The sequence below is a fragment of the Salmonella sp. 2020_1395 genome (genome assembly GCF_043848115.1).
Classification (GTDB): Bacteria; Pseudomonadota; Gammaproteobacteria; order Enterobacterales; family Enterobacteriaceae; genus Salmonella; species Salmonella enterica.
Map to the genome: position 1 here is coordinate 137577 of NZ_JBCMFH010000004.1, position 24751 is coordinate 162327.

At 53.5% G+C, this 24751-nt stretch carries 20 protein-coding genes, 1 tRNA gene and 3 other RNA genes; 10 read left to right on the forward strand and 14 right to left on the reverse strand.

The window, feature by feature from the left end:
- Nucleotides 1–14 precede the first annotated feature (14 nt).
- The 4 genes from ACH0WD_RS07990 to ACH0WD_RS08005 all read left to right on the forward strand — a co-directional run bounded on the left by ACH0WD_RS07990 (nt 15) and on the right by ACH0WD_RS08005 (nt 633).
- Nucleotides 15–99, forward strand: a tRNA-Tyr gene (locus ACH0WD_RS07990).
- Nucleotides 100–143: 44 nt separating this feature from the next.
- A non-coding RNA gene (locus ACH0WD_RS07995) (RtT sRNA) lies at nt 144–274 on the forward strand.
- A gap of 46 nt (nt 275–320) precedes the next feature.
- Nucleotides 321–452, forward strand: a non-coding RNA gene (locus ACH0WD_RS08000) — RtT sRNA.
- A 50-nt stretch (nt 453–502) separates the two neighbouring features.
- Nucleotides 503–633, forward strand: a non-coding RNA gene (locus tag ACH0WD_RS08005) — RtT sRNA.
- A gap of 102 nt (nt 634–735) precedes the next feature.
- Here ACH0WD_RS08005 and ACH0WD_RS08010 read toward each other — a convergent pair.
- From ACH0WD_RS08010 to narK, 6 genes are all read right to left on the reverse strand, one after another.
- The gene (locus ACH0WD_RS08010) at nt 736–2265 is read right to left on the reverse strand and encodes a tetratricopeptide repeat protein (protein WP_001212717.1); all 1530 of its coding nucleotides are present in this window, start codon (nt 2263–2265) and stop codon (nt 736–738) included.
- Nucleotides 2266–2506: 241 nt separating this feature from the next.
- Nucleotides 2507–3184 (reverse strand): respiratory nitrate reductase subunit gamma, encoded by a 678-nt coding sequence (gene narI, locus ACH0WD_RS08015; protein ID WP_000545593.1) that lies wholly within the window; start codon nt 3182–3184, stop codon nt 2507–2509.
- The gene (gene narJ, locus ACH0WD_RS08020) at nt 3184–3894 is read right to left on the reverse strand and encodes a nitrate reductase molybdenum cofactor assembly chaperone (RefSeq protein ID WP_000571667.1); all 711 of its coding nucleotides are present in this window, start codon (nt 3892–3894) and stop codon (nt 3184–3186) included. The genes narI and narJ overlap by 1 nt, the downstream gene beginning before the upstream one ends.
- Complete coding sequence (gene narH, locus ACH0WD_RS08025; protein ID WP_000702629.1) at nt 3891–5426, reverse strand: nitrate reductase subunit beta; 1536 nt, start codon at nt 5424–5426, stop codon at nt 3891–3893. Before narH ends, narJ begins: the two co-directional genes overlap by 4 nt.
- Complete coding sequence (locus ACH0WD_RS08030; protein ID WP_000032891.1) at nt 5423–9166, reverse strand: nitrate reductase subunit alpha; 3744 nt, start codon at nt 9164–9166, stop codon at nt 5423–5425. The genes narH and ACH0WD_RS08030 overlap by 4 nt, the downstream gene beginning before the upstream one ends.
- Nucleotides 9167–9553: 387 nt before the next feature.
- Nucleotides 9554–10951, reverse strand: a complete 1398-nt coding sequence (gene narK, locus ACH0WD_RS08035; protein WP_000019864.1) for a nitrate transporter NarK — start codon at nt 10949–10951, stop codon at nt 9554–9556.
- A 340-nt stretch (nt 10952–11291) separates the two neighbouring features.
- Here narK and narX point away from each other — a divergent pair, with 340 nt between their 5' ends.
- Nucleotides 11292–13088: a nitrate/nitrite two-component system sensor histidine kinase NarX gene (gene narX / locus ACH0WD_RS08040; RefSeq protein ID WP_000476244.1), complete on the forward strand. Its 1797-nt coding sequence runs from the start codon at nt 11292–11294 to the stop codon at nt 13086–13088.
- Nucleotides 13081–13731: a two-component system response regulator NarL gene (narL, locus tag ACH0WD_RS08045; RefSeq protein WP_001064598.1), complete on the forward strand. Its 651-nt coding sequence runs from the start codon at nt 13081–13083 to the stop codon at nt 13729–13731. The genes narX and narL overlap by 8 nt, the downstream gene beginning before the upstream one ends.
- On the opposite strand, the gene ACH0WD_RS08050 is transcribed toward narL, so the two are convergent.
- Complete coding sequence (locus tag ACH0WD_RS08050) at nt 13732–15156, reverse strand: YchO/YchP family invasin (protein WP_001116345.1); 1425 nt, start codon at nt 15154–15156, stop codon at nt 13732–13734. It abuts the gene before it with no gap.
- Nucleotides 15157–15332: 176 nt separating this feature from the next.
- Here ACH0WD_RS08050 and ACH0WD_RS08055 point away from each other — a divergent pair, with 176 nt between their 5' ends.
- Nucleotides 15333–15686: a DsrE/DsrF/TusD sulfur relay family protein gene (locus ACH0WD_RS08055; RefSeq protein WP_001179794.1), complete on the forward strand. Its 354-nt coding sequence runs from the start codon at nt 15333–15335 to the stop codon at nt 15684–15686.
- Between the two features lie 79 nt (nt 15687–15765).
- Here the strand turns inward: ACH0WD_RS08055 and chaB are convergent, their stop codons facing one another.
- Nucleotides 15766–15996 (reverse strand): putative cation transport regulator ChaB, encoded by a 231-nt coding sequence (gene chaB / locus ACH0WD_RS08060; protein ID WP_001146392.1) that lies wholly within the window; start codon nt 15994–15996, stop codon nt 15766–15768.
- 266 nt (nt 15997–16262) lie between these two features.
- On the opposite strand from chaB, the gene chaA reads away from it, so the two are divergent.
- Nucleotides 16263–17363 carry a sodium-potassium/proton antiporter ChaA gene (gene chaA, locus ACH0WD_RS08065; protein WP_000148416.1) on the forward strand — a complete coding sequence of 367 codons (1101 nt, stop codon included), beginning with the start codon at nt 16263–16265 and terminating at the stop codon, nt 17361–17363.
- Between the two features lie 53 nt (nt 17364–17416).
- Here the strand turns inward: chaA and kdsA are convergent, their stop codons facing one another.
- Genes kdsA through hemA form a run of 6 tightly spaced genes read right to left on the reverse strand, consistent with a single transcriptional unit; the run spans nt 17417 to nt 22720 of the window.
- The gene (kdsA, locus tag ACH0WD_RS08070; protein WP_000811046.1) at nt 17417–18271 is read right to left on the reverse strand and encodes a 3-deoxy-8-phosphooctulonate synthase; all 855 of its coding nucleotides are present in this window, start codon (nt 18269–18271) and stop codon (nt 17417–17419) included.
- 37 nt (nt 18272–18308) lie between these two features.
- Nucleotides 18309–19118 carry an invasion regulator SirB1 gene (gene sirB1 / locus ACH0WD_RS08075; protein WP_001257065.1) on the reverse strand — a complete coding sequence of 270 codons (810 nt, stop codon included), beginning with the start codon at nt 19116–19118 and terminating at the stop codon, nt 18309–18311.
- A gap of 3 nt (nt 19119–19121) precedes the next feature.
- Entirely contained in the window at nt 19122–19511 is a 390-nt protein-coding gene (gene sirB2 / locus ACH0WD_RS08080; protein ID WP_000150667.1) for an invasion regulator SirB2, read from the reverse strand.
- Nucleotides 19508–20341 (reverse strand): peptide chain release factor N(5)-glutamine methyltransferase, encoded by an 834-nt coding sequence (gene prmC, locus ACH0WD_RS08085; RefSeq protein WP_000347305.1) that lies wholly within the window; start codon nt 20339–20341, stop codon nt 19508–19510. The genes sirB2 and prmC overlap by 4 nt, the downstream gene beginning before the upstream one ends.
- Nucleotides 20341–21423, reverse strand: coding sequence for a peptide chain release factor 1 (prfA, locus tag ACH0WD_RS08090; protein ID WP_000804703.1), 1083 nt, complete (start codon nt 21421–21423; stop codon nt 20341–20343). Before prfA ends, prmC begins: the two co-directional genes overlap by 1 nt.
- A gap of 40 nt (nt 21424–21463) precedes the next feature.
- Nucleotides 21464–22720: a glutamyl-tRNA reductase gene (gene hemA / locus ACH0WD_RS08095; protein ID WP_000173208.1), complete on the reverse strand. Its 1257-nt coding sequence runs from the start codon at nt 22718–22720 to the stop codon at nt 21464–21466.
- A gap of 313 nt (nt 22721–23033) precedes the next feature.
- On the opposite strand from hemA, the gene lolB reads away from it, so the two are divergent.
- Entirely contained in the window at nt 23034–23657 is a 624-nt protein-coding gene (gene lolB, locus ACH0WD_RS08100) for a lipoprotein insertase outer membrane protein LolB (protein ID WP_000174484.1), read from the forward strand.
- Nucleotides 23654–24505 carry a 4-(cytidine 5'-diphospho)-2-C-methyl-D-erythritol kinase gene (gene ispE / locus ACH0WD_RS08105; RefSeq protein WP_000988257.1) on the forward strand — a complete coding sequence of 284 codons (852 nt, stop codon included), beginning with the start codon at nt 23654–23656 and terminating at the stop codon, nt 24503–24505. The genes lolB and ispE overlap by 4 nt, the downstream gene beginning before the upstream one ends.
- The last annotated feature ends 246 nt before the right edge of the window (nt 24506–24751 follow it).

The following is a 24751-nucleotide window of genomic DNA, read 5'->3' on the forward strand; positions in this document are numbered from 1 at the left end:
TTTGAATTACCCCTGGTGGGGTTCCCGAGCGGCCAAAGGGAGCAGACTGTAAATCTGCCGTCATCGACTTCGAAGGTTCGAATCCTTCCCCCACCACCATCACTTCCGTCGCGTATCTTATCCCCGTTAAGCATAGTGTCTCATATCTCTCCGTACGGGGAAGGATGAGAAGCTTCGACTAAGGTTCGATTCGAGCGCAGCGAGAAAGCGTTGCCGTAGGCAACGACCCGAAGGGCGAAGCGCGCAGCGCTGAGTAATCCTTCCCCCACCACCACCATCACTTCCGTCGCGTATCTTATCCCCGTTAAGCACAGTGTCTCATATCTCTCCGTACGGGAAGGATGAGAAGCTTCGACTAAGGTTCGATTCGAGCGAAAGCGAGAAAGCGTTGCCGCAGGCAACGACCCGAAGGGCGAAGCGCGCAGCGCTGAGTCATCCTTCCCCCACCACCATCATGATCTTCAGAAAGCATCTAACCTTCATTCGACATCGGTTTGTCATAATTCTACCCATGTGGGGAAGGATGAGAAGCTTCGACTAAGGTTCGATTCGAGCGCAGCGAGAAAGCGTTGCCAACGGCAACGGCCCGAAGGGCGAAGCGCGCAGCGCTGAGTCATCCTTCCCCCACCACCATTACTTCATAAAGCACCAATTTCAAATCAATCAGCACTGCCCCATATCCTTACCCCACAGGCAGACTTCACTCCATGGCGCCATGGCTTATTGGCTATCTTATCAATACTTCTTCCTGGCAATCTTTTTCGCCTCCTTTGATTGGTTGATTTTTCGCCTGATGAGATCAAAGGCGGCATATGTCTCGCTAAGTTGATCTGGGGTGAGCGTTCCCTTGAGTCGGTTTCTTTCGGCAATGAGCGCTGAACAATCATCCTTAGATTTTTCCGTATATATACTTGCCATGTAATACCAAATATAGGCCTGCTTATTATCTTTAGGCACACCCTGGCGCCCATGAGCATAAATTTCCCCAAGCGCTGATTGTGCCGGAGTAAACCCCTGCTCTGCCGCTTTGAGGTACCACTTCAGCGCATTCCGGCTATTTTCAGGCACGCCTCTTCCCGTGCTATATGCTACGCCAAGCTGATATTGCGCTTTCGCAAAATCCTGTTTTGCTGCTTTTCGATACCATGCGATAGCCTGTCTGTCGCTTTGCGCGACGCCGCGACCAAAAGCAGACATGATGCCCAGATGCGTTTGCGCAGCAGGCAGTCCCTGGCGTGCGGCTTTGCGATACCACGCCAGCGCCTGTTGGTAGTCCTGAGAAACGCCCTCACCCTGCATAAACATCACGCCGATCGCATCCTGCGCCTCGGCCAATCCTTGCGCTGCGGCTCTGCGATACCACTCCAGCGCCAGGTTGTGATCTTTCAATAAGTGATAACCGTTGTAATACCATACGCCAAAATTGTACTGTACCTTTGCCATCACGCGTTGCGCTGTTTTTCGATACCACGTCTGAGAGTGAACCCGGTCAGCGGGATGCGCTTTATCATAGAGCGCATTCAGCGGAATGTGGCCTGGCGTATAGCTGCTTGGTATACCTTCATTAAGCCAGTAAACTGCCTGACGATAATCCTGAGGCACGCCTTCACCATAAAAATAGGCAACGCCGAGATAAAGTTGCGCGGGGTAGTACATATTTTCCGCCGCTTTACGCATCAAGATCGCCGTTTGCTGATAATCCTGAGGGACGCCCTGACCGTGGGCGTACATTACCCCAAGCTTAAATTGTGCTGACGAAGCTGAACCCTGGCCGCGGACAACGCCCGCATCATTGGTTGGAGAGGCGGCTTTTCGATACCACTCCAGCGCTAGCTGGGTATTTTGGGGAAACCCATCGCCATACATATAGGCGTCACCGAGGATTTCTTGCGTACTACTATCCCCTAGCTCTGCCGCCTTGCGATACCACTCCAGCGCTTTTTGTCGACTAAGTGGAAAATTTTCACCATAGTTGTAATGATAGCCAAGGATGAAATAGGAAAAATCAGAACCTTGTTTACCCGCTTTCTCCAGCCATTTTATGGCTAGTTTATAATCAGGCTTAACATATCGCCCCTCCGCATACCAGCTTCCAAGCGAGAACTGCGCGCTTTCATCTCCTTGTTCCGCTTTTTGCTCTAATTCCTGAACGTACTGGCATTCTTCCGAGTCGGGGGGATAGCGCTCCTCGCAGACAGCAGCGTGAGCCATTTTTGAAATAAATATATTTAATATTATTATTTTGAAAATTGATGAAAAACGCATACAACTATCCTTATTGTCGTTTATGGCGTGATTATATGCTGCATCATCCTTTTTCTGCTTACAAAAAACTCGCACAGATGCTGAATAAACTCAGAAACAAAGAGTCCGGATTCAGATGCCAGACATGGCAAATCCGCTGTAAACGAAACAAGGCGGCGGTCGATAAGGCATTTATGCCGCACTCCGGCAAACAGCCATAAAAAAACTCCGCCGAAGCGGAGTTTAGGGCATCGAGAGCAAATCAGTGACGCGCACGTACAATCTGATACTTGCGGGTCAGGTACTCGACCGGCACGCTCCAGATATGCACCAGGCGCGAGAATGGGAACAACAGGAACAGCGACATCCCCAGTACCAGGTGCATACGGAAGATAAAGGCTACACCATCCAGATGTGCGGATGCGCCACCGTGGAAGGTCACAACTGACTGCGCCCACCCGACCAGCTTCATCATTTCACTCCCGTCCATATGCTGGGCGGAGAACGGAATGGTCAGCAGGCCCAGCGCGCACTGAATCACCAGCAGCGAGAGAATCAAAATATCTGCGCCGGTAGTGGTGGCGCGGACACGTGGGCTAAACAGACGACGCTTGAGCAGTAAAATACCGCCAACCAGCGTCAGCACGCCGCAGGCGCCGCCGGCAATCATCGCCATCTTCTGCTTCACGTCGACCGGCAGAAAAGCTTCATACATCCAGTGCGGCGTTAACATGCCCAGGAAGTGACCGGCGAAAATACCCAGAATCCCAATGTGGAACAGGTTTGACGCCAGGTTCATTCCTTTGCGATCCAGCATCTGACTGGAAGCCGCCCGCCAGGTGTACTGACCGTAGTCGTAACGTAACCAGCTACCGATCAGAAATACCGATCCGGCAATGTACGGGTAGATATCAAAGAAGAACATATTCAGGAAGTGCATTAGTGCTGTCCTCCGGTGGTGATATTCAGATATTGCGGCGCCACGGCCCCGGCAAAACGACGCTGGTGAGCGGAGATTTCCGACTCGCCACACCCTTGATCGGCGAAGAATTTCACCTGCTCTTCTTCCCAGACCGCATCCAGCGCTTGTGGGGTATCATCACGTGCTTCATTCGCAATTTTTTCAGCCACTTTGTCGCTGTCGATAACGGTATTCGCCAGTTTTAACAGCAGATCGAACAGCACCGCATAACGGCTGTCACGCTGTTGCAAACGTGCGCTGAGCAGCGCCAGAATCGGCGCGATATCCTGTAAACCCCCTAACGCTTCGCTTTTCGGCAATTGCGCAAGGTATTCCAGATACAGCGGCAGATGATCGGGAAGTTCGCGGCTGTCGAGCTGCAAACCGTGCTGCTCATACTGTGCCATCAGGTCAACCATCGCCTGACCGCGATCGCGGGATTCCCCGTGTACATGTTCAAACAGCAGCAGCGATGTGGCGCGACCACGGTCAAACAGTTCGCTGTAGGCGGCCTGTACATCCAGCAGGTCCTGCGCGGTTAAATCGCGCAGGAAAACGCCCAGAGTCTGGGCATCCTCTTTATCCAGGTTCTCAGATGACGCGAGCGCATCGAACAACTCCTGCTGATGCTGCCACAGGGCAGCATCCGGGTACTCGAGCAGACGCGAAACAATGACGAGTTCAATCATGCGTGCGGCTCCGTTTTGCTGGTCACATCAACAGCGTCGATTCGGCGGCTGTTGAACAGATTGAATTTGGTATCAGACCCGTGGCAACCATCGCCGAAGGTAAAGCCACAACCGCTTTTCTCCGGGAATGCGTCACGCGCCAGTTCACGATGGCTGCTCGGCACCACAAAGCGATCTTCATAATTAGCAATTGCCAGGTAACGATACATTTCCTGCGCCTGGGCTTCGCTTAAACCCACCTCTTCCAGCGCGCGGGTATCCACTTTACCGTCTACGGTTTCCGCACGTTTGTAGTGACGCATCGCCAGCATCCGTTTCAGCGCCAACAGTACCGGCTGGGTGTCGCCAGCGGTCAACAGGTTCGCCAGGTACTGCACCGGGATACGCAGACTGTCTACATCCGGCAGAATACCGTTGCTGCCCAGTTCACCCGCGTCGGCGGCAGACTGAATCGGTGACAAAGGCGGCACGTACCAGACCATCGGCAGCGTGCGGTATTCCGGATGCAGCGGCAGCGCCAGCTTCCAGTCCATCGCCATTTTGTACACTGGCGATTGCTGCGCCGCATCGATCACGCTCTGCGGCACGCCGTCCTTCAGCGCCTGTTCAATGACAGCCGGATCGTTCGGATCGAGGAACACGTCCAGTTGACGCTGGTACAGATCTTTTTCGTTTTCCGTACTGGCGGCGCTTTCAATGGCATCGGCGTCATACAGCAGTACGCCAAGATAACGGATACGGCCCACGCAGGTTTCCGAGCAAACGGTCGGCTGACCGGCTTCGATACGCGGGTAGCAGAAGATGCATTTCTCGGACTTGCCGCTCTTCCAGTTGAAGTAAATCTTCTTGTACGGGCAGCCGGTGATGCACATCCGCCAGCCGCGGCACTTGTCCTGGTCGATCAGCACGATGCCATCTTCTTCACGCTTATAAATCGCGCCGCTCGGGCAGGTCGCCACGCACGCCGGGTTGAGACAGTGCTCGCACAGGCGCGGCAGGTACATCATGAAGGTGTTTTCGAACTGGCCGTACATCGCCTTCTGCATGTTTTCGAAATTCTGATCTTTGGCGCGTTTTTCGAACTCGCCGCCCAGAATCTCTTCCCAGTTTGGCCCGCTGGTAATTTTGTCCATCCGCTGGCCGGTAATCAGCGAGCGTGGACGCGCGATCGGCTGATGTTTGCTTTCCGGCGCGGTATGCAGGTTCTGGTAGTCGTAATCAAACGGCTCGTAGTAGTCGTCGATACCCGGCAGATGCGGGTTAGCGAAGATTTTACCCAGCAGCAGCGCCCGGTTGCCCATGCGCGGCTGTAGTTTGCCGTTGATTTTGCGGATCCAGCCACCTTTCCATTTTTCCTGATTTTCCCAGTCATTCGGAAAACCAACGCCAGGCTTACTTTCTACGTTGTTAAACCACGCGTATTCCATACCTTCGCGACTGGTCCAGACGTTTTTACAGGTGACTGAACAGGTATGACAGCCGATGCACTTATCGAGATTCAGCACCATGCCGACTTGTGAACGAATTTTCATTTTACGCTCTCCTGTACCTGGTCATTGCCTTCGCCATCCAACCAGTTAATGTTCTTCATCTTACGTACCACCACAAACTCATCGCGGTTGGAGCCGACGGTACCGTAGTAGTTAAAGCCGTAGGCTAACTGCGCATAGCCGCCGATCATATGGGTCGGTTTCGGCGTAATGCGTGTCACCGAGTTATGAATACCGCCGCGCTGCTGGGTAATTTCCGACCCCGGCAGGTTTACGATACGTTCCTGCGCGTGGTACATCATGGTCATACCCGCCGGTACACGCTGGCTGACCACTGCGCGTGCGGTCAATGCGCCGTTGCTGTTGAAGACTTCGATCCAATCGTTATCTTCAATGCCCAGCTCTTTGGCGTCGGTTTCGCTCATCCATACAATCGGGCCGCCACGCGACAAGGTCAGCATCAACAGGTTATCGCTGTAGGTCGAGTGGATACCCCATTTCTGGTGCGGCGTCAGGAAGTTGAGCGCCTTCTCCGGATTACCGTTGGATTTACGCCCCATCACCGCTTTCACCGAGCGGGTGTCGATCGGTGGGCGATACACCAGCAGACTTTCGCCAAAGTCGCGCATCCACTGGTGATCCTGATACAACTGTTGGCGACCAGACAGCGTACGCCACGGGATCAGCTCGTGAACGTTGGTATAACCGGCGTTATAAGAAACGTGCTCATCTTCCAGACCAGACCAGGTCGGGCTGGAGATAATTTTGCGCGGCTGGGCCTGAATATCGCGGAAGCGGATTTTCTCTTCTTCTTTATTGGTTGCCAGATGCGTATGGTCGCGACCGGTAAACTCGCTCAGCGCCGCCCAGGCTTTCACCGCCACCTGACCGTTGGTTTCCGGCGCTAACGTCAGGATCATCTCTGCCGCGTCAATCGCCGTGTTGAGCATCGGCTGACCTTTCGCCGGACCGTCCGCTTTGGTGTAATTGAGCTTACGCAGCAAGTCCATTTCGCTCTGCGTGTTCCAGGCAATCCCTTTCCCGCCGTTGCCGATTTTCTCCATCAGCGGGCCGATAGAGGTAAAGCGTTCGTAAGTCGCCGGGTAATCGCGCTCGACGGTCATGATGTGCGGCGCGGTTTTCCCTGGAATCAGATCGCATTCGCCTTTTTTCCAGTCTTTCACGTCCAGCGGCTGCGCCAGTTCAGCGGCAGAATCGTGCTGGATCGGCAGCGTCACGACGTCAGTCTCTTTACCCAGGTGGCCTACACAGACTTCGGAGAATTTCTTCGCAATGCCTTTGTAGATTTCCCAGTCGCTTTTCGATTCCCAGGCCGGATCTACGGCGGCAGACAGCGGATGAATAAACGGATGCATATCCGAGGTATTCATATCGTCTTTTTCATACCAGGTGGCGGTCGGCAGTACGATATCGGAGTACAGGCAGGTGCTCGACAGGCGGAAGTCCAGCGTCACCACCAGATCCAGTTTGCCGTCCAGACCATTGTCACGCCACTCCACTTCTTCCGGCTTCACACCGCCCTGTTTACCCAGATCCAGCCCCTGAATACCATGCTCAGTACCCAGCAGATACTTCAGCATGTACTCATGGCCTTTACCGGAAGACCCAAGCAGGTTAGAACGCCAGATGAACAGGTTACGCGGGTGGTTTTTACCGTTTTCCGGCTGCTCGGCGGCAAAGCGAATCGAACCCTCTTTCAGGGATTTGACGGTATAGTCTACCGGCGTCATACCGGCTTTTTCCGCTTCACGCGCAATGTACAGCGGGTTGGTGCCTAACTGCGGCGCTGACGGCAACCAGCCCATACGCTCGGCGCGCACATTGAAGTCAATCAGATGACCGCTATAGCGAGATTTGTCCGCCATCGGCGACAGTAATTCCTCGGCGGTCACCGTCTCGTAGCGCCACTGGCTGGAGTGGTTATAGAAGTAAGAGGTGCTGTTCATGTGACGCGCCGGACGCTGCCAGTCAAGGGCAAACGCCAGCGGCTGCCAGCCGGTCTGCGGACGCAGTTTTTCCTGGCCGACGTAGTGCGCCCAGCCGCCACCGCTCTGACCAACGCAACCACAGAACACCAACATATTGATCAGCCCGCGATAGTTCATATCGAGGTGATACCAGTGGTTCAGACCGGCGCCAACGATAATCATTGAACGCCCGTGCGTTTTGTCCGCGTTATCGGCGAACTCCCGTGCGATACGGATGATCTGCGCCCGCGGCACGCCGGTGATCTGCTCGGCCCATGCTGGCGTATACGCTTTGGTATCATCATAACTGGCGGCACAATTTTCATCGTTGAGGCCGCGTTCCAGACCATAGTTCGCCATGGTCAGGTCATACACGGTAGTGACTAACGCTGAAGAACCATCGGCCAGTTGCAGACGTTTAACCGGCAATTTATGCAGCAGGACGTTATCCAGCGCCACATGATTAAAGTACTCTGAACCTTCGCCGCCGAAATACGGGAAGCCCACGTCAGCAATCTCATCCTGGCTGCCCAGCAAGCTGAGCTGCAATTCAGTTTCTGCACCGGTAGTCCCGTCGCGCTGTTCGAGGTTCCATTTGCCTTTTTCGCCCCAGCGGAAACCAATTGAACCGTTTGGCGCCACCATTTCACCGTTGCTGTTAATGGCGACGGTTTTCCATTCCGGGTTATTTTCCTGCCCCAGCGAATCAACGAGATCGGCAGCGCGCAGCATACGACCTGCGGCATAATAACCATCACGCTCTTCAAGCATCACCAGCATTGGCATGTCGGTATAGCGACGGACATAATCGGTGAAGTACTGGCGCGGGTTGTCGAGGTGGAATTCGCGCAGCATGACGTGGCCCATCGCCAGCGCCATCGCCGCATCGGTCCCCTGCTTCGGTGCCAGCCACAGATCGCACAGTTTGGCGATTTCGGCATAGTCCGGCGTCACCGCGACGGTTTTAGTGCCTTTGTAACGTACTTCGGTAAAGAAGTGGGCATCCGGCGTACGGGTTTGCGGCACGTTAGAGCCCCAGGCGATAATATAGCTGGAATTGTACCAGTCAGCGGATTCCGGCACGTCGGTCTGCTCGCCCCAGGTTTGCGGGGAGGCTGGCGGCAGGTCGCAGTACCAGTCGTAGAAGCTCAGGCAGGTACCGCCAATCAGCGAAAGATAACGTGCGCCGGAAGCGTAGGAGACCATCGACATCGCCGGGATGGGTGAGAAGCCCGCGACGCGGTCAGGGCCATAGGTTTTCACGGTGTACACGTTGGAAGCGGCGATCAGCTCGTTCACTTCCTGCCATGAGGAGCGAACAAAGCCGCCACGACCACGCGCCTGTTTGAAGCTTTTGGCTTTATCGGCATCTTCAATAATTGAGGCCCATGCCTCTACCGGATCGCGATGCAGTTTTTTCGCCTCGCGCCACATCTTCATCAGACGTTTGCGCATTAGCGGATATTTCAGTCGGTTAGCGCTGTAGAGATACCAGGAGTAACTTGCCCCGCGCGGGCAGCCGCGAGGTTCATGGTTTGGCATATCAGGACGGGTGCGCGGGTAATCGGTTTGCTGTGTTTCCCAGGTCACCAGACCATTTTTGACATAAATTTTCCAGCTACAAGAACCGGTGCAGTTCACCCCATGGGTTGAGCGCACAATTTTGTCATGCTGCCAACGTTGGCGGTATCCGTCCTCCCAGTCCCGGTTTGTTTCGAGAAGCTGGCCGTGCCCATCGGCAAAGGTTTCGCCCTTCTGCTTGAAGTAGCGAAACCGGTCCAGGAATTTACTCATCGGGTTTCTCCTGTGTGGAACCTTACGGCTCTCTGATAAATCGACATTGCTTAACTAAGGGCGAAGGTAACGCGCTGAATGGGCGTGAGAATTGATAACGATCAAGGCGGACAGGGATGCAAATGGCGCGCAAACCTCCTGCATACTCCTTTTGGAGGAGGAGTTTTATTTATATATATTACTGATTTAATTACATAAAATTAAATTTACGCACGACATGAATGTTAAATTTTCAACAAGTGGGTATTAAGGGGTATCCCCCTGGATGACCGATAAAGATGTGCGTGGTCAGCCCTGTCGAGCCTCTCTTTTTGACTATAAGTATGTTGTAACTAAATGCAGGTAAAAAAAAGCGCGGTCTAACGCCGCGCAAAGGATAATCAAAAGTTACTTTTTATTTTTAGAATGACGTCCATATACCGCCCAGGTAATAACGACGCAGGCGATATAGAAAATAAGAAAGACCTTCATCGCGCCGACTGGAGAACCGGTTAATGCTAAAGATGAACCAAACGCTTTCGGAATAAAAAAGCCGCCAATCGCGCCAATCGCGGAAATAAAGCCCAGCGCCGCCGCCGTATCGGTCGCCGCTTCACGCATGGCTCTTTCGTCCGACCCGCCTTCCGCTTTTACCCGGTCCATCGTCAGTTTACGGAAGATAACGGAGATCATCTGGAAGGTAGAACCACTCCCCAACCCAGCCGTCAGGAACAGCGCCAGAAATACCCCGTAGAACGCGATAAAGCTACCGCCAACGCCGCCAGTAGGTAATGTCAGGAACAGCAGACCGCTGAAAATCGCCATCAGGACAAAGTTGATAAGCGTGACGCGAGTCCCCCCCAGACGGTCAGAAATTGCGCCGCCTGCCGAACGCGCCAGCGCGCCGATAAACGGACCGAAAAACGCATAATGCAGGATCTGCACATCCGGGAATTGCGTTTTAGACAGCATAGCGAACCCCGCGGAGAAACCGATAAACGATCCGAAGGTCGCCAGATACAGCAGACTCATGATCCACAGATGACCACGTTTGAGCACCGGCAGTTGCTCTTTTAGCGAGGCCTTAGAGGTCGCCAGTTCGTTCATGCCGAACCACGCCGCCAGCGTAAAAATGGCCAGGAAAGGCACCCAAATCCAGGCTGCGTTCGCCAGATAGAGCTGAGAACCGTCCGGCTGCTCTACACCGTGGCTGCCAAAGGCGGCAAAGATAGAGAGCGAAACCACCAGCGGCGCAACCAGCTGCATCACGCTCACGCCCATATTGCCCAGACCACCGTTCAGACCCAGCGCGCCGCCCTGCTTTTGTTTAGGAAAGAAAAAGCTGATGTTCGCCATACTGGAGGCAAAGTTCGCGCCGGCAAAACCACACAGCAAGGAAATAATAATGAAAGTGCTAAATGGCGTACTGGTATCCTGAACGGCAAAGCCTAACCATACGCAAGGCACGATGAGGATACCGGTACTGAACGCTGTCCAGCGACGTCCGCCAAATAGCGGCACCATAAAGGAGTAAGGCACCCGTAGCAGCGCGCCGGAAACAGATGGCAGCGCAGTCAACATAAAGAGCTGATCGGTCGTAAAATTAAATCCCACTTTCGGCAGGTTCACCGCCACTGCGCTGAATAGCATCCAGACGCAAAACGCCAGCAGTAAACACGGGACAGAAATCCACAAATTACGGCTGGCGACACGATGGCCGCACTGCTGCCAGAATGCCGGATCTTCCGGACGCCATTCCGTGATAACAGCGCCAGTTGCCCTTTCAGGGACGGATGAGTGACTCATAGACACCTCTGATTCTTGATTTGATGTCTGCCACATTAGGGTTTACTGCCGAAGGTAAGTTGATATAAATCAAAGGAAAAGTCGTCATCACCGGCGACTAAAAATAGTTATTACCCTTAATGAGTAGGCTATTTTGGTAAAAAAGCTGTGGTTTTTCACCATGCTGTGTCTGTCTACTCCTTCCCGTCGCAGATACCTCTCTACGGCGGCAATTAAGGAGTAACTCGTTATAGGTATGGGTATACTCCGCTGTATCGTTGAGAATAGCGGCACAGCCGATTGACGCCCCTCTTTTTTGCTACGTTTTTTCGGCGACATTACCCCGAAGAAAGAAGGTAACATGTTTAAACGGTGTTTCTCTCCTCTTACGCTGGTTAACCAACTGGCGCTGATTGTCATGCTCTCTACCGCTATCGGCGTGGCGGGGATGGCGGTTTCCGGCTGGCTGGTTCAGGGCGTACAGGGTAGCGCTCATGCGATTAATAAAGCGGGCTCATTGCGTATGCAAAGCTATCGACTACTGGCCGCTGTCCCGCTGGATGCTAAAGATCAAAAGCTGCTGGATGAGATGGAGCAAACGGCATTCAGCCCGGAACTGACCCGCGCCGCTGAGCGAGACGGGCAGCAAAAGCAGCTTAAAGCGTTGCAGGATTACTGGCATAACGAACTCTCGCCAGGACTACAGCACGCGCAAAACGCGCACGCGGTCGCAGAAGATGTCACGCGCTTTGTGGCGGGCCTGGATCGCCTGGTGACGTCGTTCGACCATACTACTGAATTGCGTATCGAACGCGTGGTATTAGTTCACCGGGTAATGGCGATCTTTATGGCGCTATTGCTGGTATTTACGATTATCTGGCTACGTGTTCGCCTTTTGCAGCCCTGGAAACAGTTATTATCAATGGCGCGCGCCGTCAGTCAGCGCGACTTTACCCAACGTGCCAATATCAGTGGACGCAATGAGATGGCCGCGTTGGGTTCTGCGCTCAATAATATGTCTGAAGAACTGGCCGAAAGTTATGCGGTACTGGAACAGCGCGTACAGGAAAAAACAGCCGGTCTGGAACATAAAAACCAGATTCTCTCGTTTTTGTGGCAAGCCAACCGCCGACTGCATTCACAGGCTCCGCTATGTGAGCGTCTTTCACCGGTACTGAATGGCCTGCAAAATTTAACCCAGTTGCATGATATTGAGCTGCGAGTCTATGACCTGGAAGATGAAGATAATCACCAGGAATTTACCTGTCAGTCGGACATCAGTTGCGATGATAAAGGCTGCCACCTTTGCCCACGTAGCGCCCTGCCGATGATTAACGGCGGCACCACCTTAAAATGGCGGCTCACCGACTCTCACACCCAATACGGTATTTTGCTGGCGACGCTGCCCTATGGACGCCATCTCAGCCACGATCAGCAACAGTTGGTGGACACGCTGGTTGAACAGCTTACCGCGACTCTGGCGCTCGACAGGCATCAGGAGCGCCAGCAGCAGTTGATTGTCATGGAAGAGCGTGCCACCATTGCCCGCGAACTGCATGATTCTATTGCCCAGTCGCTCTCTTGTATGAAGATGCAGGTGAGCTGCCTGCAAATGCAGGGCGACGTGTTACCGGAAAGCAGCCGTGAGTTACTCAGCCAAATTCGCAATGAGCTGAACTGCTCCTGGGCGCAACTGCGCGAACTGTTAACCACTTTCCGCTTACAGTTGACGGAACCCGGGCTACGTCCGGCGCTGGAAGCAAGCTGCCAGGAGTTCAGCGCCCGGTTTGGCTTTACGGTAAAACTGGATTATCAGCTTCCCCCCCGCCTGGTGCCTTCACACCAGGCGATACACCTGTTGCAAATTGCCAGGGAAGCCCTCAGCAACGCCCTTAAACACTCTCATGCCGACGATGTGGTGGTGACAGTGACGCAATGTGGCAAACAGGTCAAACTAAAAGTGCAGGATAATGGCTGCGGCGTCCCGGAAAACGCCGAACGCAGTAATCACTACGGCATGATCATCATGCGCGATCGGGCGCAAAGTTTGCGCGGCGATTGCCAGGTACGCCGACGCGAGACTGGCGGAACAGAGGTCACTGTTACTTTTATTCCAGAAACAAACTTCACAGAAACCCAGGGAGATACCCATGAATAATCAGGAACCGGCAACTATCCTGTTAATTGACGACCATCCGATGCTACGCACGGGTGTAAAGCAGCTTGTGAGTATGGCGCCCGATATCAGCGTGGTCGGAGAAGCCAGCAACGGTGAGCAGGGTATTGACCTGGCGGAATCGCTCGATCCCGATCTGATCCTCCTTGATTTGAATATGCCGGGAATGAATGGTCTCGAAACGCTGGATAAATTACGCGAAAAAGCGCTGTCAGGACGTATTGTCGTTTTCAGCGTATCCAACCATGAAGAAGATGTCGTCACGGCGCTAAAGCGCGGCGCGGATGGTTATCTGTTGAAAGACATGGAGCCGGAGGACTTGCTCAAAGCGTTACAACAGGCCGCCGCCGGCGAAATGGTATTAAGTGAAGCGTTAACGCCGGTACTGGCGGCCAGCCTGCGGGCCAACCGCGCCACCACCGATCGCGATGTAACGCAACTCACCCCGCGTGAGCGCGATATTCTGAAGCTCATCGCGCAGGGATTGCCGAATAAGATGATTGCCCGACGTCTGGATATCACCGAAAGTACGGTCAAAGTGCACGTGAAACATATGCTCAAGAAAATGAAGCTGAAATCGCGCGTGGAGGCCGCCGTCTGGGTGCATCAGGAACGCATCTTTTAATTATTGCTCCTGGAACGGTTGCCAATGCGGATTATCGTCCGGCATCGTGATAAACGGTTCAGTCAGCGCGAGCGTGATCTCATTGGAAGAGACACGCTGACCTTTTTCATCCTCAACCACCACCGATAAACGCCAGCGATTTGCCGCGCCTTCGCGGTGATCCCAGGCCGGCATAATGATTGTCCAGCCCTCGGTACTGCGGGTGTCCGTTCCTGCCGTCAAACTTAATGCCTGTGTATCGCCCTGCCAGCTCAAATGACGAATACCGTGCACGCTGCGCACCTGCAATTTTAACGCAACCGTCTCACCAGGCGTAAGATCCCAGGGCGGCGTCGCCAGAAAAACCGTTAACGTTTTACGCTGCCGATACTCCATTGTCGGCAGCGAGTTACGTTGCGGCGTATCATAGCGGCTACCGCGTAATGACTGGCTTTGCGCCACTTCACTGGCGGCAAGCTGCTTTTTGAGCGGCACGCCGAAGCGGTAGTTAAGCGTCAGCCCCAGGTTATTTTGACTGACCCCGCTCTCGCCCTGTTTGTGCTGGGCGGTCATGGTAAGCAAAGGTACTGGCGTATAGTTGAGACCCAGTTTTAACGCGACAGGATTGTGATACCCCGTTCCGGAGTCAAACAGATCCACGCTATCGCCAAAGTACTGCTCCAGACTAACGCTGGTATTGATATGCTGGTAAAACGGCAGCCGCATTTGCGCGTTGATATCATACCCGCGCGCCATTCGCTGTTCTAAGGTCGCCGTATGCGTCTGCCAGTCGGCAAAAGGCTGGTAATAGTTGGCGGATAAACGCAAATATTCTCCCCACGCCTCCGCGCCAAAGCCGGCGCGCTGCAGATTTTCATCCAGCAGATTATCGTAAAAGGTATTATAGCCAAGAAGCCAGCCATCCTGCGCCCAGCGCTGTCCTACGCCAATGTTGCTTACCAGTCCGTCAGTCTGTTGCGTAAGACCAAGCTGGCTCCAGGTCAGATAGCGCTGTTTATCCTGTAAAGGGATAAACCAGCTTCCGCGACTGCCGTTAAAATGACCTTCGTTATCGACGTTAATATCCACGCTGGCGCTGCCCCAGGCTGATAGCCAGCTTTCAAGCTGCTGGTTAACCTGCTCGCTGACCACATCGCGTACCTGTCCGAAAGCGAATTGCCGCGCCTGTTCACCGGTATCCAGATCGTTATTTTTCATGCTGGCTTCGCCAAACGCTTTGGCCATCTCGGCAAAATGCTTTTCCCCTTCGTGGGATTCCGGCATCATGCCTAAATCCGGCAGACGGTTTTGATCGAAAGGATCTTGCGCCTGCGCACAGATCGTACCGCTGGCAGCCAGCAAGAGAAGCGAGAGTGAGAATGAACGAAAAACAATACGGCTCAACGTGTCGGCAACTTCTACAACAAAAGATAAGAGGAATGGCATCAGAGTAAACCATAACGTGTCCGGACAGGTTTTGCAGCCTTTTCTCGTGCTTCCAGGAATATCCTTATTTTTTCCGCAGAGCGTCCCGGGATTTTATCCACGCATTTGGCGGTACCCGGTTCCCGAGGTAACATAACGCCATTGCCGACAAAATTTCTCAAGGAGAAGGGTTATCCATGCAAAATATCGTCATTATCGCTAACGGCGCCGCCTACGGCAGCGAATCATTATTTAATAGCCTGCGTCTGGCCATTGCGCTGCGCGAGCAGGAAAGCCATCTCGATTTACGCCTGTTTTTGATGTCAGATGCCGTAACCGCAGGGTTACGCGGTCAAAAACCAGCCGAAGGCTACAATATTCAGCAAATGCTGGAAATTCTGACCGCGCAAAACGTACCGGTAAAATTATGCAAAACCTGTGCGGACGGACGTGGTATCACTCCCCTGCCGCTGATTGACGGTGTGGAAATCGGAACGCTGGTCGAGCTGGCGCAATGGACGCTGGCGGCGGACAAAGTGCTGACATTTTGAATCTGTACGCGGGAAAAGCTCCCGCGTCAGGATAGACTTCCGGCAAGAAAATCAGGCTAACACGTGAGTAATACCGCGTTTATTTTTTCTTATGCCATTTATCATCCTCGCCTTTTTCATAATCGTTTTTAACCGCCGCCCAGGCGACTTTGTGTGCGGTTTCCTCGCGACTGGCGTCATCACGACGATCGGCTTTATCTTTATATTGCTCCCAGGCGCTATTAAACGCTTCTTTGTAAATGTCCTGGGCATGGGCTGGAAGAACATTCCGCACATTATCGGGTAAATCACTTTTGGCTTTATACGGCATCAGCGCCTCCGTCTTCAGGGAAAACATTAAGTGTGGTAAACAATGAGTTATTACGCCAGTCGAGGAGGATTTTTGCTTTTTACGGAAATTAACTTTTTGTTATTTAAACACTGTTAAAACAAGATGCTTGTTTTAGTAACCTTGAAAGAAAAAAATCGTCTACGCCGTAAAACTACGTAAAAAACCACTAAAAAAATACAAATTTCTGCTATTTTTACCTTCTTTACTCTTTCCAAAATATTAACACCTGCACAAGGGAGACCCTCATGACACATGCCTGTGAGGCGGTGAAAACCCGCCATAAGGAGACTTCGCTTATTTTCCCGGTTCTTGCGCTGGTAGTGCTGTTCCTTTGGGGAAGCAGCCAGTCACTACCAGTGGTTATTGGCATCAATATCCTTGCACTTATTGGTATTTTAAGCAGCGCGTTTAGCGTGGTCCGTCATGCCGATGTATTAGCGCACCGACTCGGCGAACCCTATGGATCGCTTATTTTAAGCCTGTCCGTCGTTATTCTTGAGGTGAGTTTAATTTCCGCGCTGATGGCTACCGGCGATGCTGCGCCAACGCTTATGCGCGATACGCTCTACTCTATTATTATGATTGTCACCGGGGGACTGGTCGGTTTCTCGTTGTTGTTGGGCGGGCGTAAATTCGCAACGCAATATATGAATTTATTTGGGATTAAGCAGTATCTTATCGCGCTGTTTCCGCTGGCGATTATTGTGCTGGTTTTTCCAATGGCATTGCCGCAAGCCAATTTCTCTACCGGTCAGGCATTATTGGTCGCGTTAATTTCCGCCGCGATGTACGGCGTATTTTTGTTGATTCAAACCAAAACGCACCAGAGCTTATTTATCTATGAACATGAAGATGAAGGCGATGATGACAATCCACACCACGGTAAACCCTCCGCGCACAGTAGCGGCTGGCATACGGTCTGGTTACTCATTCATTTAATTGCGGTCATTGCCGTTACCAAAATGAATGCCAGCCCGCTGGAGGCGTTGCTGTCCAGCATGAACGCCCCGGTCGCCTTTACCGGTTTCCTGGTCGCGTTGTTAATTCTCTCGCCGGAAGGACTGGGCGCGCTGAAGGCGGTACTGAATAATCAGGTTCAGCGGGCAATGAATCTGTTCTTCGGATCGGTGTTGGCGACGATTTCATTAACCGTGCCGGTCGTCACGCTCATCGCCTGGGCGACAGGTAATGATCTGGTGTTTGGTTTAGGCGCGCCGGAAATGGTAGTGATGGTGGCCTCGTTAGTGCTGTGCCATATTTCGTTCTCTACCGGACGCACCAACGTGCTAAACGGCGCGGCGCATCTGGCTTTATTTGCCGCCTATCTGATGACGATTTTTGCCTGATATAAAAAAGCCGGATAGTATCTTATCCGGCCTACACAAGCTAAAAACCGCAATCAGTTCTCTGTATCCAGCTCGTCGAAGCTTTTCACCAAATCATCAATCGCTTTTATCTGGGTCAGGAACTGCTCCAGTTTCGCCAGCGGCAGTGCGGAAGGACCGTCGCACTTCGCGTTAGCCGGGTCCGGATGCGACTCCAGGAACAGGCCCGCCAGACCGACAGCCATGCCGGCGCGCGCCAGCTCGGTCACCTGACCACGACGACCGCCCGAGGCAGCGCCAAATGGGTCGCGGCATTGCAGCGCATGGGTAACGTCGAAAATCACCGGCGAGTTGCCGGAGACCTTTTTCATCACGCTAAAGCCCAGCATATCCACCACCAGGTTGTCATAACCGAAGTTCGCGCCGCGGTCGCACAGAATCACCTTATCGTTACCGCCCTCATGGAACTTATCCACGATATTGCCCATCTGACCCGGGCTTACGAACTGCGGCTTTTTCACGTTAATCACAGCGCCGGTTTTCGCCATCGCTTCCACCAGGTCGGTCTGGCGCGCCAGAAACGCCGGGAGCTGAATCACGTCAACCACATCAGCCACAGGCTGCGCCTGGCTGGCTTCATGGACGTCAGTGATCACTTTTACGCCAAATGTCTGCTTGAGTTCCTGGAAGATTTTCATCCCTTCTTCCAGACCCGGCCCACGGTAAGAGTGAATAGAGGAACGGTTGGCTTTATCAAAAGAGGCCTTGAACACGTAAGGAATACCCAGCTTCTGGGTAACGGTTACGTAGTGCTCACAAATGCGCATTGCCAGATCGCGTGACTCCAGCACGTTCATACCGCCAAACAGCACAAACGGCAGGTCATTTGCCACCTTAATGTCGCCAATGTTAACCACTTTTTGTTTCATAGGATCGCCTTACACTTATAGGTAAAATGTCGGTTAATTAATGTAGAACAATTTGCTTGTGCGCAATGGTGTTGATCTGCGCACGAATCATTTCGCTGATCGGGTCTTCCGGACACTGTTCAACGAAGTAGCTTAAATCAGTCAGCGCAACGTGTTCACACTCAAGCTGCGCGTAGATCAACCCGCGGTCACGGATTTCGTAAGGATCTTCCGGGTTAAATTGCAACAATGCTTCGCTAACGCGCAGCGCCAGCTCCATTTGCCGTTCCTCCATCAGCGAGGATTTCAGCGTATCCAGTAGCTTACGAATCACTTCGGCGTTATCCGCCTCGTCCAAATCTTCGTTAAACAACTCGGCGACCGGACTAATATTGCCTTTTAACCAGACTTCCAGAGTATGTTCATCAAGCGTTTCACCGTTGAACGGGTTAATCAGCCACATTTCCCCTTCCAGCGATTCAATACGCAAAATCAACTGCGTTGGGAAGATAACGGGCACCAACGGCAAATCAAGACGGTTTGCTATCCATAATAAAATAGCGCCCAACGATACCGCGCTCCCCTGGCGTTTTTTCAGGACTTTATCGAGCCATAAAGCATCAGAAAGACGGTAGACGCCGCGGGAGTCCGTGAACCCCCACTCGCCGTAAAAAAGTGCCAGCAATTTTTCCAGTTGCTCATCCTGAGACAGGAGCTGGCTAATTTCTTCCTGCGCCAGACTGACCAGACGTTCCAGTTCGTCGTAGACAAACTGCGTGGGAAAATCCAGGCGAATCATCTCTGATGCCAGGATCATGCCATCACACAGCGGCGCATTGTTAAATTCGAAATCAGCTAACGACCTCATGACTTACCCCAGTAACGGTATTTTTGTGGTGGCGAGTTTAATGATGATGTACAGCACCACCAGCGCCAGCGGGAAAGCGATAAAACGCGCCTGCTGGCTGCGCGCCTGACGATAATCAAGCGCAATAAAACCCAAAACGATGTAGATGATAACGCCAAACAGTTTTTCAGTCAGCCATGAGCCCGACTCCGTGAATGGCAGGATGTGCGTTTTAACGATTAACCCAATACCGCTAAGCAGTAACAGGGTATCTATGACGGGAGGCACGATTCGTGTCCAGCGCGCGGCGGCCAACGCATGGCCGCAATAGCGCCACCAGTAACGAGCGACAAACAAACTGACGGAGAGCGCAACACAGATAAGATGAAGCGTGAGCAGCATCGCAATTGTCATGGCGTAAAACGTCCGCAGGTCACACGTTCATTACCACCATAATCACGACACGTTTCTACATCCATGTAACCAGACCGCCTGAAAACCGCTCTTACCGCTTCGCCCTGCTGCCAACCGTGTTCCAGCAGCAGGAAGCCGCCGGGCGTTAACATCTGGCGGGCGTTATCGATAATATGCGTAAGATCCGCCATACCGTTTTCGTCCGCCACCAACGCCGAGCGCGGTTCAAAGCGTACATCGCCTTCGCTAAGGTGCGGGTCCTGCGCGTCAATGTAGGGCGGATTGCTGACAATCATGTCGAACTGCTGCCCCGATAGCGCGCTGAACCAACAACTTTGCAGTATACGCACATTCCGGATGGCCAAATGTTCCGCGTTGCGTATCGCCAGCGCAACCGCATCAGGCATACGATCGACCGCAGTCACCTCGCAATCCGGTCGCTCGCAGGCCAGCGCCAGCGCAATCGCGCCGGTTCCGGTGCCTAAATCCAGAATACGACAGGTTTTTACCGGCAATTGCGCCAACGCCTGTTCAACCAGACATTCGGTATCCGGGCGCGGGATTAGCGTGGCGGGAGAAACGAAGAGCGGCAGCGACCAAAATTCGCGTAAGCCCGTCAGGTACGCAATAGGTTCGCCCTGTTTACGCCGCTGCAGCAGATCCGCGAGCTGTTGTTGCTGGACGTCGGTAAGCGGCGTTTCGCCAAAGGCCATGATATACGTCCGCCCCTTGCCCGTAACATACTCTAGCAGGATCTCGGCGTCGCGCCGGGGGCTGTCGCTGTCCCGGAGCTGGTTTACCGCCTCATGCAGCCAGTGCTGAAAATCCATTATTCCTGCTCGGATAAGGCGGCCAGCAGGTCAGCCTGGTGTTCCTGAACAATCGGCTCAATCAGCATATCCAGCTTACCTTCCATCGTTTCATCAAGGCGATATAACGTCAGATTAATACGATGATCGGTCACGCGCCCCTGCGGGAAATTATAGGTCCGGTTACGATCGCTGCGATCGCCGCTGCCAAGCAGGTTGCGGCGCGTTGACGCCTCTGCCTGCTGGCGTTTTGCCGTTTCGGCGGCGTGAATACGCGCCCCGAGCACCGAGAGCGCTTTCGCTTTGTTTTTATGCTGCGAACGTTCGTCCTGGCATTCCACCACGATGCCGGTCGGCAAGTGGGTAATACGGATAGCGGAGTCGGTGGTGTTAACGTGCTGACCGCCCGCGCCGGAAGAACGAAACGTATCAATGCGCAGATCCGCCGGGTTAATATCCGGCAGCTCGGCTTCCGGCAGCTCCGGCATCACGGCGACGGTACAGGCGGAGGTATGGATACGCCCCTGCGACTCGGTCGCCGGAACACGCTGTACGCGGTGTCCGCCGGACTCAAATTTCAGTCGGCCATACACGCCGTCGCCGCTGATTTTGGCGATGATCTCTTTATAACCGCCATGCTCGCCTTCGCTCATGCTCATGATCTCCACGCGCCAGCGGCGCGCTTCGGCATAACGGCTGTACATGCGGAACAGATCGCCGGCAAACAGCGCGGCTTCGTCGCCGCCGGTACCGGCGCGAACTTCAAGGAACGCGTTTCGTTCATCGTCCGGATCTTTCGGCAGCAGCAGTACCTGTAACTGTTGCTCCAGTTGTTCGCTTTTTTCTTTCGCTTCGCGCAGTTCTTCCTGCGCCATTTCTCGCATTTCAGGATCGTCGAGCATCATCTGAGCCGTCTCGATATCGTCCTGAACCTGTTGCCAGTCCGTAAAACAGCGAGAAACATCGCTTAATTGCGCATATTCGCGCGACAATGCGCGAAAGCGGTCCTGGTCGGCGATAATTCCCGCATCGCCCAGCAACGCCTGAACTTCCTCATGGCGTTCGTGCAGGGCTTCCAGTTTGGCAACGATAGAAGGCTTCATAGGCGTAAATTCACCCTGTAAAAAAGTGTGGTGTGTGCTGCTACTCCAGCCCGAGGCTGTCGCGCAGAATATTCAGGCGTTCGTCATCCCCGTCACGGGCAGCCTGTTGAAGTGATTTCGTTGGCGCATGAATCAGGCGGTTGGTCAGTTTCCATGCCAGATCCTGCAAGATGGCTTGCGCATCACCGCCCTGTTGAAGGGCCGACAGCGCTTTGGTAGTCAGTTCGTCACGAATCTGCTCCGACTGACTACGGTATTCCCGAATGGTCTCGCTAGCCCCCTGGGCGCGTAGCCAGGCCATAAACTCGCTGGCTTCCTGCTCAACAATCGTTTCCGCTTCTACCGCCGCAGCCTGACGCTGCGCCAGATTATGCGAAATGATGCTCTGTAAATCATCGACGCTATAAAGATAAGCGTTCGCCAGTTTGCCGACTTCCGGCTCAACGTCGCGCGGTACGGCGATATCCACCAGCAGCATCGGCTGGTTGCGACGGCTTTTTAATGCGCGCTCCACCATGCCTTTACCGATAATCGGCAGCGGGCTGGCGGTCGAACTGATGATAATATCGGCATCCTGCAAACGGGCGTCGATATCGCTGAGCGAGATAACCTCAGCGCCAACCTCATCCGCCAGGGCTTGCGCGCGCTCGCGGGTTCGGTTGGCGATAATCATCTTTTGTACTTTATGCTCGCGCAGGTGACGCGCCACCAGTTCAATGGTTTCGCCCGCGCCAACTAACAGTACAGTGACCGTCGAGAGCGATTCAAAGATTTGGCGGGCGAGCGTACAGGCGGCAAACGCGACGGAGACGGCGCTGGCGCCGATATCGGTTTCAGTCCGCACTCGCTTGGCGACGGAAAAAGACTTCTGAAACATTCGCTCCAGCGCGCTGGCGTTAAGGTGACCTTTTTGCGAATCCGCAAATGCTTTTTTCACCTGACCGAGGATTTGCGGTTCGCCCAGCACCAGTGAATCCAGACCGCTGGCGACGCGCATCAGGTGGCTGACGGCGTCATTGTCCTGATGCCAGTACAGACTGTTGCGCAGATCGTCCTCGTTCAGGTTATGGTAATCGCATAACCAGCGGATCAGCGCTTCTTGCAGGTTATCCTGCTCTTCCACGCTCAGATACAGCTCTGTACGGTTACAGGTTGACAGCACGACCCCGCCCTGCACCATTGGCTGCGCAAGCAGGCTGTCCAGCGCCTGATCAAGCGTGTCCGGCGAAAACGTTACGCGTTCTCGCAGCGATACAGGTGCCGTTTTATGGTTAATACCGAGCGCTAAAAGGGTCATGTCTGCGGGAGTAGTACCAGCGTTGATATGGTTAGTCTGCTTGCATCATACAGGATGCGCGTGGTCAATAAAAGAGAGAGCCCCCTTTTGGAGTAATTGGCAGCGCTCGCTAATTTGATGATTTAAGACAACTTGAAAGTAGACGATGTCACCAGGCGGCGCTAGCATTAAAGGCTATAACTGTAACCGATAGCAAAAATTTGCCGAATCGCGGCGCGAACGTTTTTACAGCCTGCAGGTTCAGTTTTCAGGCCTGATAAGCGTAACGCCATCAGGCAATTATTGCACCGTATCACAAGGATTCGTCATCACTATGACCCTGCCCGATTTTCGCCTGATTCGTCTACTGCCGTTAGCAAGCCTGGTTCTCACCGCCTGTACGCTTCCTGGGCATAAAGGCCCGGGCAAGAGCCCGGATTCCCCTCAGTGGCGCCAGCATCAGCAAGAGGTGCGTCATCTGAATCAATACCAGACGCGCGGCGCCTTTGCTTACATCTCAGATGATCAGAAAGTCTATGCGCGCTTCTTCTGGCAACAGACCGGACAGGATCGCTATCGCCTGCTGCTCACCAATCCGCTGGGCAGCACCGAGCTGGAGCTTAACGCCCAGCCAGGCAATGTCCAGTTGGTGGATAACAAAGGCCAGCGTTATACCGCCGATGACGCCGAAGAGATGATCGGCAAACTCACCGGGATGCCGATTCCGTTAAACAGCCTGCGGCAGTGGATCCTCGGTCTGCCTGGCGATGCCACCGACTACAAACTGGACGACCAGTACCGCCTGAGCGAAGTGAACTACCGCCAGGATGGTAAAAACTGGAAAGTGGTTTACGGTGGCTATGACAGCAAAACGCAGCCTGCCATGCCTGCCAATATGGAGCTTTCAGACGGCAGTCAGCGCATTAAGCTGAAAATGGATAACTGGATTGTGAAATGATGACCCATTGGCCTTCTCCGGCAAAATTAAACCTGTTTTTATATATCACCGGACAGCGTGCAGACGGCTACCACACGCTGCAGACGCTGTTTCAGTTTCTGGATTATGGCGACACACTCCACATCGAACCGCGTCGCGATGGCGAAATCCATTTATTAACGCCGGTTAACGGCGTTGAAAATGAAGACAACCTGATCGTCCGCGCCGCGCGGCTGTTGATGAAAGCCGCCTCGGAGAGTGGACGCCTGCCCGCCGGAAGCGGCGCGGATATCAGCATTGAGAAGCGCCTTCCCATGGGCGGCGGTCTGGGCGGCGGCTCATCTAACGCCGCGACCGTTCTGGTGGCGCTCAATCATCTTTGGCAATGCGGGCTTTCCATTGATGAACTGGCGACGCTCGGCCTGACGCTCGGCGCCGACGTCCCGGTCTTTGTTCGTGGCCACGCCGCGTTTGCCGAAGGCGTAGGCGAAATATTAACGCCGGTGAATCCGCCGGAAAAATGGTATCTGGTCGCGCACCCTGGCGTAAGCATTCCCACACCGGTTATCTTTAAAGATCCTCAATTGCCGCGTAATACGCCAAAAAGGTCAATAGATACGTTACTAAAATGTGAATTCAGCAATGATTGCGAGGTTATCGCAAGAAAACGTTTTCGCGAGGTTGATGCGGCGCTTTCCTGGCTGTTAGAATACGCGCCGTCGCGCCTGACTGGGACAGGGGCCTGTGTCTTTGCTGAATTCGATACAGAGTCTTGTGCTCGCCAGGTGCTTGAGCAAGCCCCGGAATGGCTCAATGCTTTTGTGGCGAAGGGTGTCAACCTCTCCCCATTGCATCGAGAGTTACTCTAACGCATTCGGGTTTCAGGAAGATGGCGAAATGACGAATCGCCGGTCATATATGCCGTATTTGACCGGTGTGAGGCATCGATACCAGCGCACATGAAACGTGAATGAAGACGAGTAAGCCGGGCAAGCTGAGCTTCGGTGACAACGTCACCTTGTTCCAGACGTTGCATCGCGCTCTTTAATACACCGCCTGGATAGGATTTTGCCTGGCCCGCACAGTTTTCGGCAGATTCTTTCCACCAATGGACG

Bases quoted from the DNA above. Each gene is read 5' to 3' on its own strand.
- ispE (WP_000988257.1), top strand. From the start codon at position 23,654: ATGATGACCCATTGGCCTTCTCCGGCAAAATTAAACCTGTTTTTATAT.
- narL (WP_001064598.1), top strand. From the start codon at position 13,081: ATGAATAATCAGGAACCGGCAACTATCCTGTTAATTGACGACCATCCG.
- sirB1 (WP_001257065.1), bottom strand. From the start codon at position 19,118: ATGAGGTCGTTAGCTGATTTCGAATTTAACAATGCGCCGCTGTGTGAT.
- prfA (WP_000804703.1), bottom strand. From the start codon at position 21,423: ATGAAGCCTTCTATCGTTGCCAAACTGGAAGCCCTGCACGAACGCCAT.
- chaA (WP_000148416.1), top strand. From the start codon at position 16,263: ATGACACATGCCTGTGAGGCGGTGAAAACCCGCCATAAGGAGACTTCG.
- kdsA (WP_000811046.1), bottom strand. From the start codon at position 18,271: ATGAAACAAAAAGTGGTTAACATTGGCGACATTAAGGTGGCAAATGAC.
- ACH0WD_RS08010 (WP_001212717.1), bottom strand. From the start codon at position 2,265: ATGCGTTTTTCATCAATTTTCAAAATAATAATATTAAATATATTTATT.
- sirB2 (WP_000150667.1), bottom strand. From the start codon at position 19,511: ATGACAATTGCGATGCTGCTCACGCTTCATCTTATCTGTGTTGCGCTC.
- ACH0WD_RS08030 (WP_000032891.1), bottom strand. From the start codon at position 9,166: ATGAGTAAATTCCTGGACCGGTTTCGCTACTTCAAGCAGAAGGGCGAA.
- lolB (WP_000174484.1), top strand. From the start codon at position 23,034: ATGACCCTGCCCGATTTTCGCCTGATTCGTCTACTGCCGTTAGCAAGC.
- narX (WP_000476244.1), top strand. From the start codon at position 11,292: ATGTTTAAACGGTGTTTCTCTCCTCTTACGCTGGTTAACCAACTGGCG.
- ACH0WD_RS08050 (WP_001116345.1), bottom strand. From the start codon at position 15,156: ATGCCATTCCTCTTATCTTTTGTTGTAGAAGTTGCCGACACGTTGAGC.
- chaB (WP_001146392.1), bottom strand. From the start codon at position 15,996: ATGCCGTATAAAGCCAAAAGTGATTTACCCGATAATGTGCGGAATGTT.
- narH (WP_000702629.1), bottom strand. From the start codon at position 5,426: ATGAAAATTCGTTCACAAGTCGGCATGGTGCTGAATCTCGATAAGTGC.
- narK (WP_000019864.1), bottom strand. From the start codon at position 10,951: ATGAGTCACTCATCCGTCCCTGAAAGGGCAACTGGCGCTGTTATCACG.
- narI (WP_000545593.1), bottom strand. From the start codon at position 3,184: ATGCACTTCCTGAATATGTTCTTCTTTGATATCTACCCGTACATTGCC.
- prmC (WP_000347305.1), bottom strand. From the start codon at position 20,341: ATGGATTTTCAGCACTGGCTGCATGAGGCGGTAAACCAGCTCCGGGAC.
- narJ (WP_000571667.1), bottom strand. From the start codon at position 3,894: ATGATTGAACTCGTCATTGTTTCGCGTCTGCTCGAGTACCCGGATGCT.
- hemA (WP_000173208.1), bottom strand. From the start codon at position 22,720: ATGACCCTTTTAGCGCTCGGTATTAACCATAAAACGGCACCTGTATCG.
- ACH0WD_RS08055 (WP_001179794.1), top strand. From the start codon at position 15,333: ATGCAAAATATCGTCATTATCGCTAACGGCGCCGCCTACGGCAGCGAA.